Source organism: Bacillus salipaludis, assembly GCF_030938565.1.
Taxonomy (GTDB): Bacteria; Bacillota; Bacilli; order Bacillales; family Cytobacillaceae; genus Neobacillus; species Neobacillus salipaludis_A.
In genome coordinates, this window is record NZ_JAVGVR010000001.1 from 4,748,408 (window position 1) to 4,766,202 (window position 17,795).

A 17,795-nucleotide genomic window follows, 5' to 3' on the forward strand; every position below is an offset into this window, starting at 1 on the left:
AGTTTTCGCTGTCCATGGCTTTTTATCTTCTTTTTTTAGAAATCAATAACGTTATTTGTGCCATTGTAAAAGCCAGTGAAGATTTTCTTCGATAGGCAAGGTATTTTGGCTCCCAAATATTTGTATATTTCTCTTTAAATCCTCGAAGCCCTTGGAAGTCATAGATAAAGTGCCCATGAAAGAAAATTTGGGCCGCAACTTTTTCGCTTAGAGATGCGAATCTTGACATACCGACATTTGCGAGTGGGGCCATCCCCATATTAAAACGATCATATCCCTGTTCTTTCGCCCAATCAATTAAAGAAAGGATAAGAAAATCAATCAATCCCGCCTGTAAATTCGGTTTCAACCTCATCAAATCTATGGAAACCGTTTTTTGGTTATCGTATACCTGCATAATCGTAATAAAACCAAGAATTTGATTACTTTGATTTTTCACAAGGGCGATGGGTCCTTTATTTAAATACTCTCGGTCAAAAAACCCAACAGAAAATCCCTTTTCGGCTCTACCCTGGAGCCAGTCGTTTGAAATTCCATTTAATTCGTTTAATAACTCTTCCGAATAAGGAGGTTTTACCATTTCAAACTGATAGTCTTCCCGGATAAATTTGTTTCGTAAGATTCGTAAATCCTTCATATTATTTTCTGAAAGTGAAAAGGTTTTAAGATTGACGTATGCCTCCTCACCTAATTTAAAAAAGGCATACCCACTGCCATAGAGCAATGGCAAAATTTCATCACTGACCTGATAAAAAACTGGGGTGAAACCATGCAGATCTGAAATTTCCTGAAATTCCTCGATTGCATTTGATAGCTCTCTTTTTTCCCCAATAGGATCTCCTAGAATCACAAGCTTATCTGCATATTGCTGAAAGGTTATCAGGACATTCCTTTTACTGTTCCAAAAAATATACTTATCATGTAGAAAAATTAAATGGGACAATACCTTTGCCTTATATTCCGTTAAGTGAGACTTGATTTCTTGTTCTTGACCTTTTGATTTCTCAAATTTCCAATTTTTCGGCTTACTGCTTAAATAACCAAATACAAGGATAAAAAAGGCAATAATCAACCCGATCAAGGCACTATTGAATAAGTCATGGTAATCTACAATTACAAATGGTAGAAATCTTCTAGGCATCTCTAATTTGGCTGAAGGTAAATTTAAATAACCAATTAAAATGTACATGGATGTAATAATTAAGATCAGAGTGACATCAAATAAGGTTTTCCCCCATGTAAGAACATAACTTTCACGGTAAAATTGCCCCTTCGCCATTCTTAAAAGAAGGGCTACAATAATTAAAAAAATCGCTTCCTCATAATCAATTCCTTTAAAAATAGAGAATAACGCAGCAAGAATTAGGACAAACATAGTTAATTCATATGTTCTCTTTACGCTATACTCAATGCCCCTTGATAACCCCAATAAAAGGAAACCCGCGGCAACCGAGAGCTGATGGGATACATTTATAATCGGAAATGACAGAATCTCCTGTGCAACCCTGAGACGCGACATGATGCCCGGTACACTTGCTGATAAAAGCAGAATCAATCCTGATAAAAATACCATCAAGGTTAATACAATATGGCTGAACCCTTGCACAATAATTTTTGGTAAATTACTCCAGGTTCTGTTCCATTTTTCCCAATACATTTTGACAAACAGAACGATACTCACCAAAAACGGTAAAATATAATACCCAAACCGATAAAATAAAAGAAGAACAATCACTTTTTCCTGCGGTATATGTAAATCCTGCATTCCCCAAATAAATACTAAATCAAATGAGCCCAGGCCTCCGGGAATCATACTAATAATCCCTGCACAGGCAGCAATGATGTATACAGGAAAAAGCTGCTCAAAAGAAATCGAAATCCCAAAAAGATGGCTTAATATCCAGATGGCCATAAAAACGGCAAACCATTCGACCACGGAAACAATAATTAGTTTTATTGCCGAGTTAATGGTAATTAAGGAAGGACTGTCCTTTTTGTTTTTTATAATATGTATAAATAGAAATACCGGTAAGTATAATCCGACACCAAGAACTGCAAAAAACAGCCATTTCACATCCTTGAACAATGGAAAGTGATGATAGAATAGGGTAACAAACCACGATAGGGCTGAAATTCCCGTTAAATAAAAAAGGGAAACAGTTGCGATTCCCCCTAACAGCTTTCGCTTATCCTGTTCAAGACTATGAAAAAAATAGGTTCTTAGCATCGCACCGATAATACCGCCAAATCCGATTAAATTGGAAAAAGAATTAGCGATGAAGGATTGCTCAAAAAGCTCTTTTTTAGGGACCTTTAGTCCAAGAATTCGAACTAACAGTACATCGTAAAGCAGCATTGGAAGCACGGCCGCAAACGTTATCGCCAGGATTAGAATTAGCATGCTGATATGTAATTTATGCAGTTCATCCTCTAGTAATTGTCCGTTCACATTTCCTGTAAATTTCTTTATTTCAACAATGGCAAAAATCAATAAAAAAAGTGGAAAGATAAATTTTGCTGATTTTAATAATTTTTCTTTTTTGATCCCCAACAAGATAACCACCTATTTTTTTCTCTACTAATTTTAATATAAACTTTTCCATAGGAAAAAGAAATCAATTTATTTTTGATTGACCTTGCATACTTCTATTCTAGACAGTTTATTGAAACCCCAACCGTTTAGAATTTCTTGCGGTAAAAGTTTGAAAAAAGAGACAAGTTTTCTAGCTCTATCCCATAAACATGAATTAGGACAAATCTGTGGGGGGTTTAGAAATGAGATTTTTCGTGTTTAAGAAAGAAACATTGTTATTCTTCTTAGCTGTTGGGTTTGTACTCGTAACAGTCTCTGCTTGGTTTATATTAAGGGCTGGAGATACAGCTGTGTTTAACCAGCAATCAAATGAAAAAATTCGTGAGATTCATATGGTAACGGTGGAATATAAAACACAAACAAAGGATGGTAAGGAATTAGAGGCATACCGCTGGGATCCTGGTACAATTGTTTTGGAAAAGGGTGAAAAGGCCGAGTTATATATAAATGGAATAAACGGGGAAGAACATCCTTTTTTTATTGAGGGCACCAGTATTAAAGGTACTGTAAAAAAAGGAGAAGAGACAGTGGTTCCACTTCAATTTGATAAAGAAGGCACCTACCGATTAGTTTGTGAAGTCCATTCAGATAAGGCACATAATGGACCAATGATTGCAGATATTGTTGTGGATTAAAAAGCAGGAGATTATTCTCCTGCTTTTATTATTATGCTTTGTAAAAGAACAATATTTATTTTTAAACAGCGTTGATTGGAGCGGAAATCAACAACCAAGTTTAACACAGCCTATTATTATGAATATCCTTCTATATAACAGCCCCGAAATTCCCTTGTGATTATTCTAATACAGTAAGTTTTACCTTAAAAAACAAAAACAGTGAATTCCTCTTACAAAACCTTTATTCACAATATCTTAACAATTACACCTTTTATTTGTGATGTTTTTCACAAATTAACTGTTATACTGAATGTAAGATATAAATATCAAATCTGTTATATGTTTCTTAAAAAATTAGAGGTGAAAAATCATGGAACAATGGCAAGGTTTTAACAAAGGTATTTGGACGAGAGAAGTAAATGTTCGCGATTTTATTTTAAAAAATTTCGCTCCATACGAGGGAGATGATTCATTTATAACCGGTGCTACTGAAGCAACCAATAAACTTTGGGCACAAGTTATGGCTCTTACCAAACAAGAACGTGAAAACGGCGGCGTCTTGGAAATGGATACCGAAACAGTTTCAACCATTACCTCTCATGGTCCTGGCTATCTTGATGAAGAACTCGAAAAAGTAGTTGGGGTTCAAACAGATAAACCATTCAATCGTTCCTTACAGCCATTTGGCGGGATTCGGATGGCAAAACAAGCCTGCGAATCATACGGTTATCAATTAAATCCCGAAATTGAAAGAATTTTTACTGATTATCGTAAAACCCATAATCAAGGTGTTTTTGATGCTTATACACCTGAAATGCTGCATGCACGAAAAGCAGGAATTATTACCGGACTTCCAGACGCATACGGACGCGGGCGTATTATTGGGGATTATCGCCGTGTCGCTTTATATGGTGTCGATTTCTTGATCAAAGAAAAACAAAAGGATTATAACAACACAAGCGCTGTGATGATAGAAGAGAATATTCGTTTACGTGAAGAATTATCAGAGCAATATCGTGCCTTAAAGGAATTAAAAGAATTGGCAGCAAGCTACGGATTTGACATAAGCCAACCTGCTAAAAATACGGCCGAGGCGTTTCAATGGCTGTATTTCGGCTATTTAGCCGCTATTAAAGAGCAGAACGGTGCTGCAATGAGTCTTGGCCGTGTCTCAACCTTCCTCGATATTTATATTGAAAGAGATTTAGAGAATGGAATTTTAACAGAAACAGAGGCACAGGAACTAGTAGACCATTTTATTATGAAGCTGCGCCTAGTAAAATTTTCTCGCACACCAGATTATAATGAATTATTCAGCGGCGACCCTACATGGGTAACGGAATCAATTGGTGGCATGGCATTGGATGGGCGTCCTTTGGTCACAAAAAGCTCCTTCCGATTCCTAAATACATTAGATAATTTAGGCCCTGCACCGGAACCGAATTTAACTGTTTTATGGTCCGCCCAGCTTCCGGAAAACTTTAAAAACTATTGTGCGAAGATGTCAATTAAAACGAGCTCCATTCAATATGAAAACGACGATATCATGCGTCCAGAATATGGCGATGACTATGGTATTGCCTGCTGTGTATCTGCAATGGAAATTGGCAAGCAAATGCAGTTTTTCGGGGCACGCGCTAACCTTGCCAAGGCCCTTCTCTATGCTATAAATGGGGGTATTGATGAAAAATTAAAAATTCAGGTTGGCCCTCAGTATCAGCCAATTAAAGCGGATGTATTAGATTATGAGGAAGTCATGCAAAAGTTTGATCAAATGATGGAATGGCTGGCAGGTTTATACATTAATACCTTAAATATCATTCATTACATGCATGATAAATACAGCTATGAAAGAATTGAAATGGCCCTGCATGATACAAAGATTCTTCGGACAATGGCAACTGGCATTGCCGGTTTAAGTGTCGTAGCAGACTCTCTAAGTGCCATTAAATACGGCGAGGTAAAAGTAATCCGCGATGAAAATGGTATTGCCATAGATTTTGAAACTAATGGAGACTTCCCAAAATACGGGAACAACGATGATCGGGTTGACAGCATTGCGATAAAAATTGTTGAAAGCTTTATGAAAAAGCTTCGAAAGCACCACACTTACCGTGAATCTGTTCATACCTTGTCGATTTTAACGATTACCTCAAACGTTGTTTATGGTAAGAAAACAGGGAATACACCGGATGGACGCCGGACAGGTGAACCATTTGCACCAGGCGCAAACCCAATGCATGGACGTGATACAAAAGGAACCCTAGCTTCCCTTTCTTCTGTCGCAAAACTGCCTTACAGCTATGCAATGGATGGAATTTCAAACACCTTTTCCATTGTTCCAAAGGCATTAGGAAAAGAGGAAGATGTAAGAGTTCGCAACCTTGTATCCATCCTGGATGGTTATATAATCAAATCCGGACATCATTTAAATGTTAACGTATTTAATCGGGAAACACTCATTGATGCGATGGAACATCCGGAACAATATCCACAGCTAACTATTCGAGTCTCCGGATATGCGGTTAACTTTATTAAATTAACAAAAGAGCAGCAGCTCGACGTCATTAACCGTACTTTCCATGAGTCACTTTAATTAAACATTGGAGCTCCCCTTAGGTGGGGCTCCTTCCTTAAAATGAAAGGGGAAAATAACCATGAACGGAAATATCCATTCAATCGAAACTTTAGGGACAGTAGATGGCCCAGGAATTCGTTATGTAATCTTTACTCAAGGCTGTCTGCTGCGCTGCCAGTTTTGTCATAATGCCGATACATGGGAAATTGGCACTGGAAAACAAATTACAGTTTCTGAGGTGATGGATGACCTCATGAGTTACCTCCCTTTCATTCAAGCATCTGGCGGTGGGATTACCGTTAGCGGTGGGGAACCATTGCTGCAAATTCCTTTTCTTACAGAATTATTTAAGGAATGTCGGCGGATGGGAATCCATACCACAATAGACTCATCTGGGGGTTGCTTCTCACATTCTACCCATTTTATAGTGCAACTCGAGGAGTTATTACAATTTACGGACCTAATTTTACTTGATTTAAAACATATTAATCGAAAGAAACATATTCAATTAACTGGGATGGCGAATGACCATATTCTTGAATTTGCAAAGTTTTTATCTGAACGTAAGATACCAATTTGGGTACGGCATGTCCTCGTTCCCACAGTTACAGATGACCCAGAGGACCTTGAGCAGCTAGGAGAATTCATCGGTACCCTTGAAAATGTTAAAAAAGTCGAGATTCTTCCTTATCATAAGCTTGGGGTATATAAATGGGAGGCATTGGGGCATGAGTATCCACTTAAAAGGGTTGAACCTCCTAGCGAGGAAAAAATAAAAATTGCCTATGAAATGCTTACGGCACATTGGGAAGAAAAATAAAATGTAGCCTATTTTGGAAGAACACTTTGTGTGGATTCCCGCTGGTTTTGTCCTTCTGCGACCTCTGGTAGGTCACCTTTCTTGAGTTTCCCCTGATTCTGTCCTTCCACCACATCTGGTAGGACACTTTTTTTGGTTTCCGCTGATTCTGTCCATCCAACACATCTGGAAGGACACCTTTTTTGGGTTTCCGCTGATATTGTCTTTCCAACACCTCTGGAAGGACACCTTTCTTGAGTTTTCGTTGATTCTGTCCTTCCAACCCTCTGTAAGGACACTTTTTTTGGTTCTCCCCTGATTCTGTCCTTCATCAAAACGGATTCGGTGTTTTTTCTTACTATATTGTGAACTCCCTTCTATCTGCATTTATTTTTGATAAATTAATAGTATAGTACAAACAGTCTTTAAAGGGGTGAGTAATTATGTATGACATTTTTAGTTCCATCAGCAGAGTTTTAAGCAGTCCGTTTCAAGTTTTATTTTATGAAACAAAACAAATTCCGGTGCTTGCTGCTTTTTTACTGGGGTTAATTGGTGCCCTTGCTCCTTGTCAGCTTACCAGCAATATTAGCGCCATTACTTTTTACGGAAATAAAAGCCTGCAAACAAAGAAAACATGGGTGGAGGCACTCTTTTTTATATTTGGTAAAATTGTAGTATTTTCTACTTTAGGACTTGCCGTTTGGCTGATTGGTCAAGAATTCCAAACAGCGATTACCAGCTTCTTTGCCATTTTCCGTAAATTAATTGGACCCTTTATTATCCTCTTAGGTTTATTTTTAATTGGAATGATCCAATTAAACTGGATTAACCGGCTCTTTTCATATATCCCCAATCAAAAGAGCGGAGGGATTTTCGGATCTTTCATAATGGGAGTCACTTTTTCTATTGCTTTTTGCCCAACCATGTTCGTTTTGTTTTTCCTGACCCTGATGCCAATTGTGCTAAGTTCTAGTTACGGTGCAGTTCTCCCAAGTATTTTCGCTATCGGTACATCCCTTCCACTCCTTATCTTTATGTTTATGATTTCATTTCTTGGAATGGATGGGGCAATTATGAAAAAAAGCCGACAATTTGGTTTACTGGTACAGAAAACGGCCGGAGCCTTTCTACTCCTTCTCGGGATATTGGATACCATTACATATTGGATTTAAAAAAATGCGGAATCTGTCCGCATTTTTTAATGATTTTTTTCATCTAACTTTACTAAAAGGTCCATTACTTCGACCTCCTCCAAGTTTGCAATATCATTTGAAATGACTTCATCTTTATGAAGATGGCTTATGGCCTCATGTTCAGCATATAATGCCTGTCTCGATAATAAATCCCTCTGTTTTTCCTTTAATTCAGAATGAATTTTATATAATTCTTGAAGCTCCGTTTCAACACGGGATTTTTTTTCTTGATATTCGGTCACCATTTCAGCTGAAACCGGTTCGGTTATGAATAACTTCCTTTTTACCCTGGTTATTTCTTCAATAGCTGAATCAAAGCGATGAATTTTTGCAATCAAATGTTCATACTCCAATGACCCCCGCTCTTTAGGCGTAACGCCTAAGACTGTAATCAATGGTTTGACCGTCAGTCCCTGAACCACTAAGGAGAAAAGGACAACGAAAAACGTTAACACGAGCAATTCATCTCTACCATTGAAACTGTAGGGAAGACTTAAAACAAGGGCAATGGAAAGAGAGCCCTTTAGTCCTCCCCAATTAATTATATGCTTCCAAGCCCATGGGAAATCTTTATTAAAGATAAGACTTAAATAGACCGCAACACTTCTTGCGATTAAAACAATCAGAATCGCACCAATAATTGTCCCCCATTTATTGCTTAAACCGATTTTTGTAATTTCGAGACCTACCATTAAAAACACGACTGAATTGGCTAATAAGGCGGCAACATCCCAAAAGTTTCCTATATTTAATCTTGTTGTCGGAGACATGCCAATCCTGGCGCCAAAATTACCTAAAATAATAGCTGCTACTACAACGGCAATCACACCTGAACCATGCACACTTTCAGCTAATAAATAGGAACCGTAAAATAAAATGATACTAAAGATGATTTCAAGCGGATAATCATCATAAAACTTTGTTAAAATGGAGAATCCGTATCCCAGCGCTCCTCCCACAATGAGCCCAAGAACAATGACCTTCACAAATATCCAGATTCCCATTCCTAAACCTTCCCAGCCCATATCCAGGTAAGTTAATAAATAAAACGCTGAAATTTGATAAAGAACAACTGCCATACCATCATTAAATAAGCTTTCCCCTTCCACAATGATGGCTAATTTTTTATTGACCCCGACACTTTTAAAAATCGATAAAACGCTTACTGGGTCAGTAGCACTCATTAATGCGGCAAAAACAAAAGCAGCTTGTATCGACAAATTCAGTTGAAAGTAGGATGAAAACCCAACAACCAAATAAGATATTAACGTTGCCCCAAAGGCAAGAGCCAGAATTGGAAGCTTATTATTTTTTAACTGAGGAAAAGGAAGTTTTAGCGAAGCTTCCCCTAAAAGTGCCGGCAAAAACAGGGTTACGATGACAAAATGAAAAACTTCCCCCTGTGTAATAAAGTTTTTTAATGAAACTAAAGCAGAAAAATCGGTAAGGCCAATCAATGCACCGACCAAAACTAATGCAATTGGATAGGGTTGTTTTAATTTCTTGGCAATGGCTGTAACGAAGGCAGCAAGCAAAATGAGTACGAAGCCAATGACAAAAATAGAATGCACATCTAATTCCTTCAAAAATAAAACTCCTTTTGTGCAAATGGATACCAACAACTTTACTTTTCTCTTTTTTAATAAAAATAAACCGAAAACAGTTGAGTGAAGGTGTTTCTCACAATCTATTATTCCTTCCACAATTCAGTATTTGATTATTTGCTAAAACTCCTTTATACTCTTATCATTGGCTTAAAAGCGAGGTGAAAATTTTTGTTCCAAATTCTAATCGATCATTCCGATATCAATACACTTACAGCCCTCTATGTCAGCCTCTATTTAGGGATTTCATTGAAATTTCTGCTGGCTTGGAGTGTAAAATATTCCTTTATGGATTCCTTGTCTAATCCTTCGGACACAAAAATTATTCACCCTATTTATTTTTATAAAGAAAAAAGCCGTTTAAATGGGAATTTTATTTTAATTAGAATTGTCAAATATATTCGTAGAAAAAAATGTTCACAGGATGATCCTGAAGATCCTGTTTCCTCTCTTTACTTATATACAATCTAACCACACTTTTTAGGAGGAAATATGAAAACAAAACGATCTTCACTATTATTGATTGCACTATTATCAATCACAACATTATTACTCTCAGCCTGTTCAAGTCAGGCTCAAAGTGGAAAGAGTACAGGCTTCTTCCATACTTACTTTGTACAGCCATTCGCGGTGGTCATTCATTCTGTCGCTGATTTTTTCAATGGTAATTATGGATTAGCCATTATTCTTGTTACCCTGATCATCCGGCTCATACTAATGCCATTAATGTTAAGACAATATAAAAATCAAATGGTCATGAAGGAAAAAATGGACGTGCTTAAGCCTGAAATGGATGCTATCCAAAAAAAAATGAAGGCTGAAAAGGACCCGAAAAAGAAGCAAGAGCTTCAAGCAGAAATGATGGGTCTTTACCAAAAACATGGGGTCAATCCATTAAATATGGGCTGCTTACCAATCGTTATTCAAATGCCAATTTTAACAGGATTTTATTATGCAATACGTGGATCACAAGAAATTGCTCATCATAAGTTTTTATGGTTTAGCCTTGGACATCCTGATATTGCGATTACGATTATTGCCGGTTTAATTTACTATTTTCAGTTTAAGGTTTCCCAATCCAACATGCCTACTCAACAGCAACAGCAAATGAAATATATGGGATTACTTTCTCCGTTAATGATTGTAATGTTTTCGTTTCAAGCACCAGCTGCGCTACCGCTTTATTGGGTAGTCGGGGGAACTTTCTTAATCATTCAAACCATGATCAGCCGAAAATTGTATCAAAATCATAAAAAAGAAGAAGTAGCCGTTAAGCAAAAATAAAAGTAAATAAAAAGGAAGCATCTTTTATAGGTGCTTCCTTTTTATATTTCCTTTCCAATTAAAATACCCAAAAAAACAAGGATGATTCCGGCAAGATAACTGATGACTAAATATCGTAAAAAAAATTTATTTTTTTTACTTTTTATAAGTCCCGTGAGTTCCAGCTTAAATGTTGAGAAAGTTGTAAATGCACCCATAAAACCAACACCAAGCAAACTATACACATGACCTTTAATGGGAATTCCAACAATAAGTCCCAACAAAAAAGCACCGATTAAATTGACTGTTAAGGTCCCAATTGGGAATCCAGATTGGCTATGTTTTTGAAACGATTTGCTTATGATAAAGCGGCCAATGGCCCCAAAAAATCCGCCAAGTGAGACAAATAGTACTTCAGTCATTTTTCTTTCCTCGTTTCATCCCCAAAATTCTGCCCCATTTTTACAAATAAAAGACCGCCAAATAAACTAAGCAAAACATAGATCAATCCTTTAAAATAGGCCTCTGCTTCTATTAGGCGAACTGTTTCCAAGCAAAAAGTTGAAAAAGTAGTATAAGAACCAACCACTCCTGTTGAAAAAGCAGTAATTAAATAGGGGTGAAGCTTTTTGGATTGGCCAAACCTGCTTGTAAACCACCCTAGCAGAAAAGCTCCAGTTAAATTAATCAAAAGGGTGCCAATTGGAAAACGTTCCCCCCAAATATTAACTGCTAGAAGGGATAAACCATATCGCAATAAACTTCCAATGAATCCACCCATTCCAACAAATAAATAGACCAAGTTTAAACACCTCAATAACTGAATAAAAAATCCATTTCATTTTAACATATCCATGTTTTTCTTTCGTCATAACCGCTTGAATATTTTTATTTATAAATGGAATGCTATCCTTGAAACAACTTAGAAAAAGGAGTGTTTGGACAGCATGAAAAAGACTGCTTTGTTAATTGGTTCCCTTGTCTTTAGTCTTTATTTAACAGGGTGTGGTAAAAATAATGTCAACGACGATGTGGCAAATCGAAATCGAAATGTAAACGAACCAACCAGGGTAAACTATAATCCTCACGGTGGACCAGCGGTAACTGGTGTTGATAATTCTGATACAAGACTTAATCGAAATAACGTTACAGATGTTCGTAATGACAACGATAATCGTAATCGAATGAGCGTCGCTGACGATGCTGCAAACCGGGTTTCGGACCTTTCCGAAGTCGATTCAGCAACTGTAATTGCTTCTGATAATAATGCATATGTAGCTGTTAAATTGGCTGGAAATGATAAATTAACGAATAATCTTGAAGATAAAATCTCTGACAAGGTGAAGTCAGTAGATCGTGATATCGACAATGTATATATATCCGCCAATCCAGATTTTTTTGGTCAAATGAATCAATGGGCTGGCGATATTCGTGATGGCAGACCGGTAACCGGCTTCTTTAAAGAATTTTCCGATGCAGTTCGACGCGTCTTCCCAGACTTAAAGGATTAAATAACTTCTGTTACAAAAATGCCTGGCGATTGCCAGGCATTTCTAATTTTCAATCTGACTTCAGGCTGTGCCTATGTCTTAATTTCTTTATACTTCTTGGAAATATTCTTTGTAAAATCCGCCAACCTTACCAGTATTGTCAACGATGTAATAAAATTCTTCTGTTTCATTTTTTACATCATACTCTTTACCGGCAGTTAAAGCACGATTAACAATATATTTTTTGGCATCCGTATGTACACATTTTACCTTTTTTAATGTTTCACGGTCACGCCATGTTAAATGGATCATTGCGGCCACCCTTTCCATTGTTGTCCATCTTCTAGTATAATCAATCACGGCGGGCATGCGCAACCATCTTAGTATTTTATTCGCCGTAATAATTACTTAAGACTATCACCAAAAACGATAATTGGTTCCCTCGCTATTGGTGAGTCTATTTCGACCTGAAAAGGTCTGTCCCCTTTTAATTTGTGAATGTTCGTCAAAATTTCACTATTCTTTTTATCATGGAAAACTAGGTCGGTTCTACCCACTTTTATTATATTTTTAGATTCTATTGGCACGCCCAACAATTGAGCCCAGTCAGCAACAACTTGCGCAACATTTGAAACAACAAAGGAAATTGATTTAACTGATTGATTTTCCTGCCTGGACGGTAGCATTCCTGATCGTTTTAGATCTTCCAATCTTTCTTGGTCACTCTGATTCCATTGAATGAAAAATGGATAGGGAAGCGGTCCGTCTTGCTGGATAAACAACATCTTCCATGAAATCTCTACTCCATCATCCCGCAGTCTTTTTCCTTCAAAAATTTCCGTTGGATGATATCCTTTCGTTTTTAAATCTTCCTTTAACCTGACAATATGACTCGTTCGGAAACAAATCTGGCCAAAACCTTCAAATTGTTTGCTGTCATTTAAGAGCTGCGATATTAACGGAATCTCTGATTGGTTTGCCACCTCTGGATTTTCAACTGCTAAATATTCAATATACGATAATCCGAAATACAGTAAGCTATTATAGGTACCCCAGTTAATATGACTACCCCCACGAATGGCTTTTAGCCCATATTTCTCCCACTCGAGTACAGCTTCGTCAGGGTTACGATTTATAAAATGGACAATATGATCCAATTGTAACAACTCAATCATCACCTTCCTATTACTTGTCTTTATTTTAACGTGAATCGTATCGCGGTTCTATTGAAATGCTTTTCATTAATTTGTTAGAAATTTTTATGATTAAGGGGTTTTCATTTTAAATGAAAACCATTACAATAATAAAAACTGAATATTCAATCCATTTTTCCGAGGGGGCATTTAAGGTGAAAATTATGAGTAACGAGCAGTTGGTTGTGTCATATCGGGATGCATTAAAGTCTGGTAAGGAAAAGGAATGGATCAAAATTTTGAAGGATGAAATTCAACGTCGTGGATTGAGACCGTTTAAGAAAAGCTGATTTCCTATTTAAAATTGTAACAAACCGCCGAGAACTCTCGGCGGTTTTCTAATTTAAAGTATTAACCTTCCAAAAGAAGTGATTCCGGATCTTCAATCATTTCCTTCACTTTGGCTAGGAAGCTTACAGCCTCTTTTCCATCGACAATTCGATGATCATAAGATAGCGCAATATACATCATCGGGCGGTTCTCCATTTTGTCTTTATCAATGGCAACCGGACGAAGCTTGATACTATGCATTCCCAAAATTCCTACTTGCGGGCCGTTTAAAATCGGAGTGGACATTAAGGAACCAAATACCCCGCCATTTGTAATCGTAAAGGTACCGCCCTGCAGGTCACTCAACGCTAATTTATTGTCTCTTGCCTTTTTCGCTAATTCAGCAATGTTGCCTTCGATGTCAGCAAAGGATTTACGATCAGCATCACGAACAACAGGAACAATAAGGCCATCTTCAGTGGAAACAGCGACACCAATATCATAAAACTGTTTAATTAACAGTTCTTCTCCTTGAATTTCCGCATTAAGAAGCGGGAATTGTTTCAAAGCTCCAACTACAGCTTTTGTAAAGAAAGACATAAACCCAAGTCGAACATCGTGTTGCTCAAAGAACCGATCTTTTCTTCGCTTTCTCAAGTCCATGACGGCAGTCATATCAATTTCGTTAAAGGTTGTAAGCATAGCAGTTGATTGACTAACTTCCAACAAGCGCTTAGCAATTGTTTGTCTGCGTCTTGACATTTTTTCACGTAAAACTGGTTTTGTCGGATCTTGTGCAACTGCCGGTGCAGCAGGCGCGGCTTTAGCAGCCGGTTTTGCTGCATTTGGCTGATAGGATGATACATCCTGTTTGCGAACCCGCCCAAGGGGGTCAGCAGTTGGAACACTCTGTAAATCAATCCCCTTTTCCCTTGCCAGCTTTCTTGCTGCCGGGGAAGCAATCGGACGTTGTCCGTTCCCTTCTGTATTTTCTGAAACAGGTGCAGGGTTCGCATTAACAGATTGTGAAGATTCCATAACCGGTTGTTGAGCCTTCGGTTGTGCCGCAGCTTCCGGTTTCGCTTCTGAAGGTGCAGTTGTTTCGGCACCTGTAGCGTTTTCATTTACGATTGCAATGGCTTCACCAACGTTAACCGTATCTCCCTCTTCATATTTTTGTTCCGTTAAAACTCCTGCATAGTCAGAGATAATCTCCACGTTTACCTTATCTGTTTCGAGTTCTACTAGGTATTCGCCCTTCTCTACAAATTCACCAACATTTTTAAGCCATTTAGCAATTGTACCCTCACTAATGGATTCTGCTAATTCGGGAACTTTTATTTCAGCCATTGTTTAACCCTCCATCTTCTGCCCTCGTTAATGCTGCATTTATAATTTTAGATTGATAAAGCTTATGAACATTTGGATCTCCCTCTGCGGGGCTAGATCGTCTTCTGCGACCAATATATTGAACACGAACACCATTTGTGGCGATTTCATTTAATCGCGGTTCTACAAAATACCAGGCACCCATATTTTTCGGTTCCTCTTGTATCCAGAAAATCTCTTTTACATTTTTATATTGGTTAAAAATATTTTTTAAAATTTCTGTTGGGAACGGGTAAATTTCCTCTAAACGTAAAATTTGCAACCATTCATTATCTGGGTAATTTTTTAATTGCTCAGCTAAATCAATCGCAATTTTACCGGTACAAAGTACAATTCGCTCTACTTTATCCTCTTGACCATCTCGGTTAAATTGTTCCATTACCGGTCTGAATTCGCCTGTACTTAATTCGCTCGCCGGTGAAGAAACCAGCGGATTCCTCAATAAACTTTTTGGTGACATGATGACAAGCGGTCGAATCTCATCTTTTAAAAGCAGTGCTGCTTGTCTTCGTAATAAGTGAAAATATTGTGCTGCACTTGTAAGGTTGGCAACCGTCCAGTTCTTTTCAGCAGCTAATTGTAAAAATCTTTCTACTCTACCACTGGAATGTTCAGGTCCCTGTCCCTCATATCCATGAGGCAATAATAAAACTAGGCCTGATTTCTGTCCCCATTTTGCTCTTCCCGCAGCGATAAATTGGTCGAACATTACCTGGGCTGCATTCGCAAAATCACCATATTGTGCTTCCCAAATCACCAGAGTTTCCGGTGCGAAAATATTATAGCCATATTCGAAACCAACCACTGCCGCTTCTGTCAACGGGCTATTATGAATAGCAAATGATGCTTTTGAATCAGAAATTTGATGAAGAGGAGAAAATGTCTTTCCAGTAACAGAATCATGCAATACTAAATTCCGGTGCGCAAAAGTACCGCGTTCGGAATCCTGACCGGTCATGCGGATAGGAGTACCCTCTTTTAAGATGGTTGCAAAAGCCAATGTTTCTGCCAACGCCCAATCAACCTTGCCATTCTCCTCAAATGCATCCACGCGTCGGTTGAGAATCTTTTCTAGTTTATTAAATACTTTGAAATCAGATGGCCATTGAAGCAGTTCGTGATTGATTTGTTTTAGCTGATCCTGTGGAACACTTGTTGCGATTGTTGGCTCCTCTTCAAGGAATACCGGAATCTCCGGTTCCGCTGTCTCATGTTCACCTTTATATTTTGAAACTTTTTCATAGGCAGCTTGCAGTTTCCCCTGAATTTCTGCCTCCATCTGTTTAAACTCTTCATCCTTAAGAATTCCCGCCGCTATAAGTTTATCGGCGTATAAATCCTTAATAACCGGATGTTTGTGAATTAATGTATACATTTGCGGACTAGTTGTCATCGGCTCATCCATTTCGTTATGTCCAAATCGTCTATATCCAACTAAGTCAATTAGGAAGTCTTTTTGAAATACTGAGCGATATTCAGCCGCTAAAGCAGCAGCTTCAAGAACCGCTTCCGGATCGTCACCGTTTACGTGTAAAATTGGAATTTCAAATCCTTTTGCCAAGTCACTTGCATATCGAGTAGACCTGGAATCACGAGATTCGGTTGTAAATCCGATCGTGTTGTTAGAAATAATGTGAATAGTACCACCGGTCCGATATCCATTTAATCGGCTAAGATTTAATGTTTCCGCTACAATGCCTTCTCCAGGAAATGCCGCATCCCCGTGGATTAAGATCGCAAGCGAAGCCTTCAAGTTTTCAACCGGATAGCCTGGTTCTTTTCTATTATCCTGTGCTGCTCTTGTATATCCTTCAACAACAGCTCCAACATATTCAAGATGGCTTGGGTTATTGGCGAGTGTCACTTTTGCCTTTTTTGAATTTTCACCTGTAATTTGGCGATTTAAACCAAGATGATATTTCACATCTCCTGTCCAGCCAAAGTTGATTCCAATTGACCCTTCTGAAGGAACAAGTTCCTTATTAGGGGCATGCTGAAACTCAGCAAAAATCATCTCATACGGTTTTCCAAGGACATGTGCAAGAACATTCAGCCTGCCACGGTGGGCCATTCCGATATTAATTGTTTCTGCACCGTCAACCACTGCTTCTGAAATGATTTCATCAATTAATGGAACCATTGTATCCAAGCCTTCAATTGAAAATCTTTTTTGACCCACGAAGGTTTTATGAAGGAATTTTTCAAAAGCATCCACTTCAATTAACCGGTTAGTGATTTTTAACTTTTTCTCGTTTGTTAAATTGCTGTGGAGATTTCCTTTTTCGATTTTATCACGAAGCCAATTTTTTTCCTCGACATTATGTACGTGGTCATACTCATAAGCAATCGACTTTGTGTAGATTTCCTTTAGCCAAAGGTAGGCATCATATGCCGTTTTAATTGCTGCCGGTGAATTGGTTAACATAATGTTAGCTGACATTGCTTTTAAATCTTCCACACTAAGCCCGTAATAAGCGGGATCAATTAATTCGACTTCCTCCCTTTTATTTCCTAAAGGATAAATACTAGCAGCAAGATGACCATATCCACGGATATTTTCCGCAAGCTTAACGGCTGCTAATATTTTTTCTGTTTGAACCGACCTTGTTTCAGGAACAACCTGAACATTATCCTGCAAAAGTGAAAAATCAGCTTCATTCATTTGCTCAAATAGCAATCTCATTTCCGGATCAATGGATTCGGGATTTTGTTGATAATTTTCAAATTGCTCAATAACATATCCAAGATTGGGGCCAAAAAAACTCTCCAAATAAGCTTTTTTGTCTACATTTGGTCTGTTCAT

16 protein-coding genes are annotated in these 17,795 nt (G+C 37.9%); 8 read left to right on the top strand and 8 right to left on the bottom strand.

Features of this window, described 5'->3' with window-relative positions:
- Positions 1–22: 22 nt before the first annotated feature.
- Positions 23–2,551 carry a bifunctional lysylphosphatidylglycerol flippase/synthetase MprF gene (gene mprF / locus RCG21_RS23485; protein WP_235824904.1) on the bottom strand — a complete coding sequence of 843 codons (2,529 nt, stop codon included), beginning with the start codon at positions 2,549–2,551 and terminating at the stop codon, positions 23–25.
- A 224-nt stretch (positions 2,552–2,775) separates the two neighbouring features.
- Here mprF and RCG21_RS23490 point away from each other — a divergent pair, with 224 nt between their 5' ends.
- The 4 genes from RCG21_RS23490 (at position 2,776) to RCG21_RS23505 (ending at position 7,762) form a co-directional block, all read left to right on the top strand.
- Positions 2,776–3,228, top strand: a complete 453-nt coding sequence (locus RCG21_RS23490) for a cupredoxin domain-containing protein (protein WP_133338010.1) — start codon at positions 2,776–2,778, stop codon at positions 3,226–3,228.
- Between the two features lie 352 nt (positions 3,229–3,580).
- Positions 3,581–5,806 carry a formate C-acetyltransferase gene (gene pflB, locus RCG21_RS23495; protein ID WP_133338012.1) on the top strand — a complete coding sequence of 742 codons (2,226 nt, stop codon included), beginning with the start codon at positions 3,581–3,583 and terminating at the stop codon, positions 5,804–5,806.
- A gap of 61 nt (positions 5,807–5,867) precedes the next feature.
- Entirely contained in the window at positions 5,868–6,608 is a 741-nt protein-coding gene (gene pflA, locus RCG21_RS23500; RefSeq protein ID WP_133338014.1) for a pyruvate formate-lyase-activating protein, read from the top strand.
- A 422-nt stretch (positions 6,609–7,030) separates the two neighbouring features.
- Entirely contained in the window at positions 7,031–7,762 is a 732-nt protein-coding gene (locus tag RCG21_RS23505; protein ID WP_133338016.1) for an urease accessory protein UreH domain-containing protein, read from the top strand.
- Positions 7,763–7,788: 26 nt separating this feature from the next.
- Here RCG21_RS23505 and RCG21_RS23510 read toward each other — a convergent pair whose 3' ends face one another.
- Positions 7,789–9,369, bottom strand: coding sequence for a cation:proton antiporter (locus tag RCG21_RS23510; protein ID WP_133338018.1), 1,581 nt, complete (start codon positions 9,367–9,369; stop codon positions 7,789–7,791).
- A 189-nt stretch (positions 9,370–9,558) separates the two neighbouring features.
- Between RCG21_RS23510 and RCG21_RS23515 the strand changes: the two genes are divergently transcribed.
- Together RCG21_RS23515 and yidC are read left to right on the top strand one after the other, a co-directional pair.
- The gene (locus RCG21_RS23515; RefSeq protein WP_133338020.1) at positions 9,559–9,858 is read left to right on the top strand and encodes a hypothetical protein; all 300 of its coding nucleotides are present in this window, start codon (positions 9,559–9,561) and stop codon (positions 9,856–9,858) included.
- A 21-nt stretch (positions 9,859–9,879) separates the two neighbouring features.
- The gene (yidC, locus tag RCG21_RS23520; protein WP_133338022.1) at positions 9,880–10,671 is read left to right on the top strand and encodes a membrane protein insertase YidC; all 792 of its coding nucleotides are present in this window, start codon (positions 9,880–9,882) and stop codon (positions 10,669–10,671) included.
- Positions 10,672–10,712: 41 nt separating this feature from the next.
- Here yidC and crcB (RCG21_RS23525) read toward each other — a convergent pair whose 3' ends face one another.
- Entirely contained in the window at positions 10,713–11,072 is a 360-nt protein-coding gene (gene crcB, locus RCG21_RS23525; protein WP_133338024.1) for a fluoride efflux transporter CrcB, read from the bottom strand.
- Complete coding sequence (gene crcB / locus RCG21_RS23530; RefSeq protein WP_133338026.1) at positions 11,069–11,452, bottom strand: fluoride efflux transporter CrcB; 384 nt, start codon at positions 11,450–11,452, stop codon at positions 11,069–11,071. The genes crcB (RCG21_RS23525) and crcB (RCG21_RS23530) overlap by 4 nt, the downstream gene beginning before the upstream one ends.
- Before the next feature lie 145 nt (positions 11,453–11,597).
- Between crcB (RCG21_RS23530) and RCG21_RS23535 the strand changes: the two genes are divergently transcribed.
- Entirely contained in the window at positions 11,598–12,161 is a 564-nt protein-coding gene (locus tag RCG21_RS23535) for a YhcN/YlaJ family sporulation lipoprotein (protein ID WP_133338028.1), read from the top strand.
- A gap of 87 nt (positions 12,162–12,248) precedes the next feature.
- Here the strand turns inward: RCG21_RS23535 and RCG21_RS23540 are convergent, their stop codons facing one another.
- Positions 12,249–12,452 (bottom strand): DUF6501 family protein, encoded by a 204-nt coding sequence (locus RCG21_RS23540; protein WP_133338072.1) that lies wholly within the window; start codon positions 12,450–12,452, stop codon positions 12,249–12,251.
- Positions 12,453–12,544: 92 nt separating this feature from the next.
- Positions 12,545–13,315 carry a VOC family protein gene (locus RCG21_RS23545; protein WP_133338030.1) on the bottom strand — a complete coding sequence of 257 codons (771 nt, stop codon included), beginning with the start codon at positions 13,313–13,315 and terminating at the stop codon, positions 12,545–12,547.
- A gap of 182 nt (positions 13,316–13,497) precedes the next feature.
- On the opposite strand from RCG21_RS23545, the gene sda reads away from it, so the two are divergent.
- Positions 13,498–13,623: a sporulation histidine kinase inhibitor Sda gene (sda, locus tag RCG21_RS23550; RefSeq protein ID WP_371261560.1), complete on the top strand. Its 126-nt coding sequence runs from the start codon at positions 13,498–13,500 to the stop codon at positions 13,621–13,623.
- A gap of 61 nt (positions 13,624–13,684) precedes the next feature.
- Here the strand turns inward: sda and odhB are convergent, their stop codons facing one another.
- Positions 13,685–14,953: a 2-oxoglutarate dehydrogenase complex dihydrolipoyllysine-residue succinyltransferase gene (gene odhB / locus RCG21_RS23555; protein ID WP_133338032.1), complete on the bottom strand. Its 1,269-nt coding sequence runs from the start codon at positions 14,951–14,953 to the stop codon at positions 13,685–13,687.
- On the bottom strand, positions 14,946–17,795 hold the full coding sequence (locus RCG21_RS23560; protein WP_133338034.1) for a 2-oxoglutarate dehydrogenase E1 component: 2,850 nt from the start codon (positions 17,793–17,795) through the stop codon (positions 14,946–14,948). The genes odhB and RCG21_RS23560 overlap by 8 nt, the downstream gene beginning before the upstream one ends.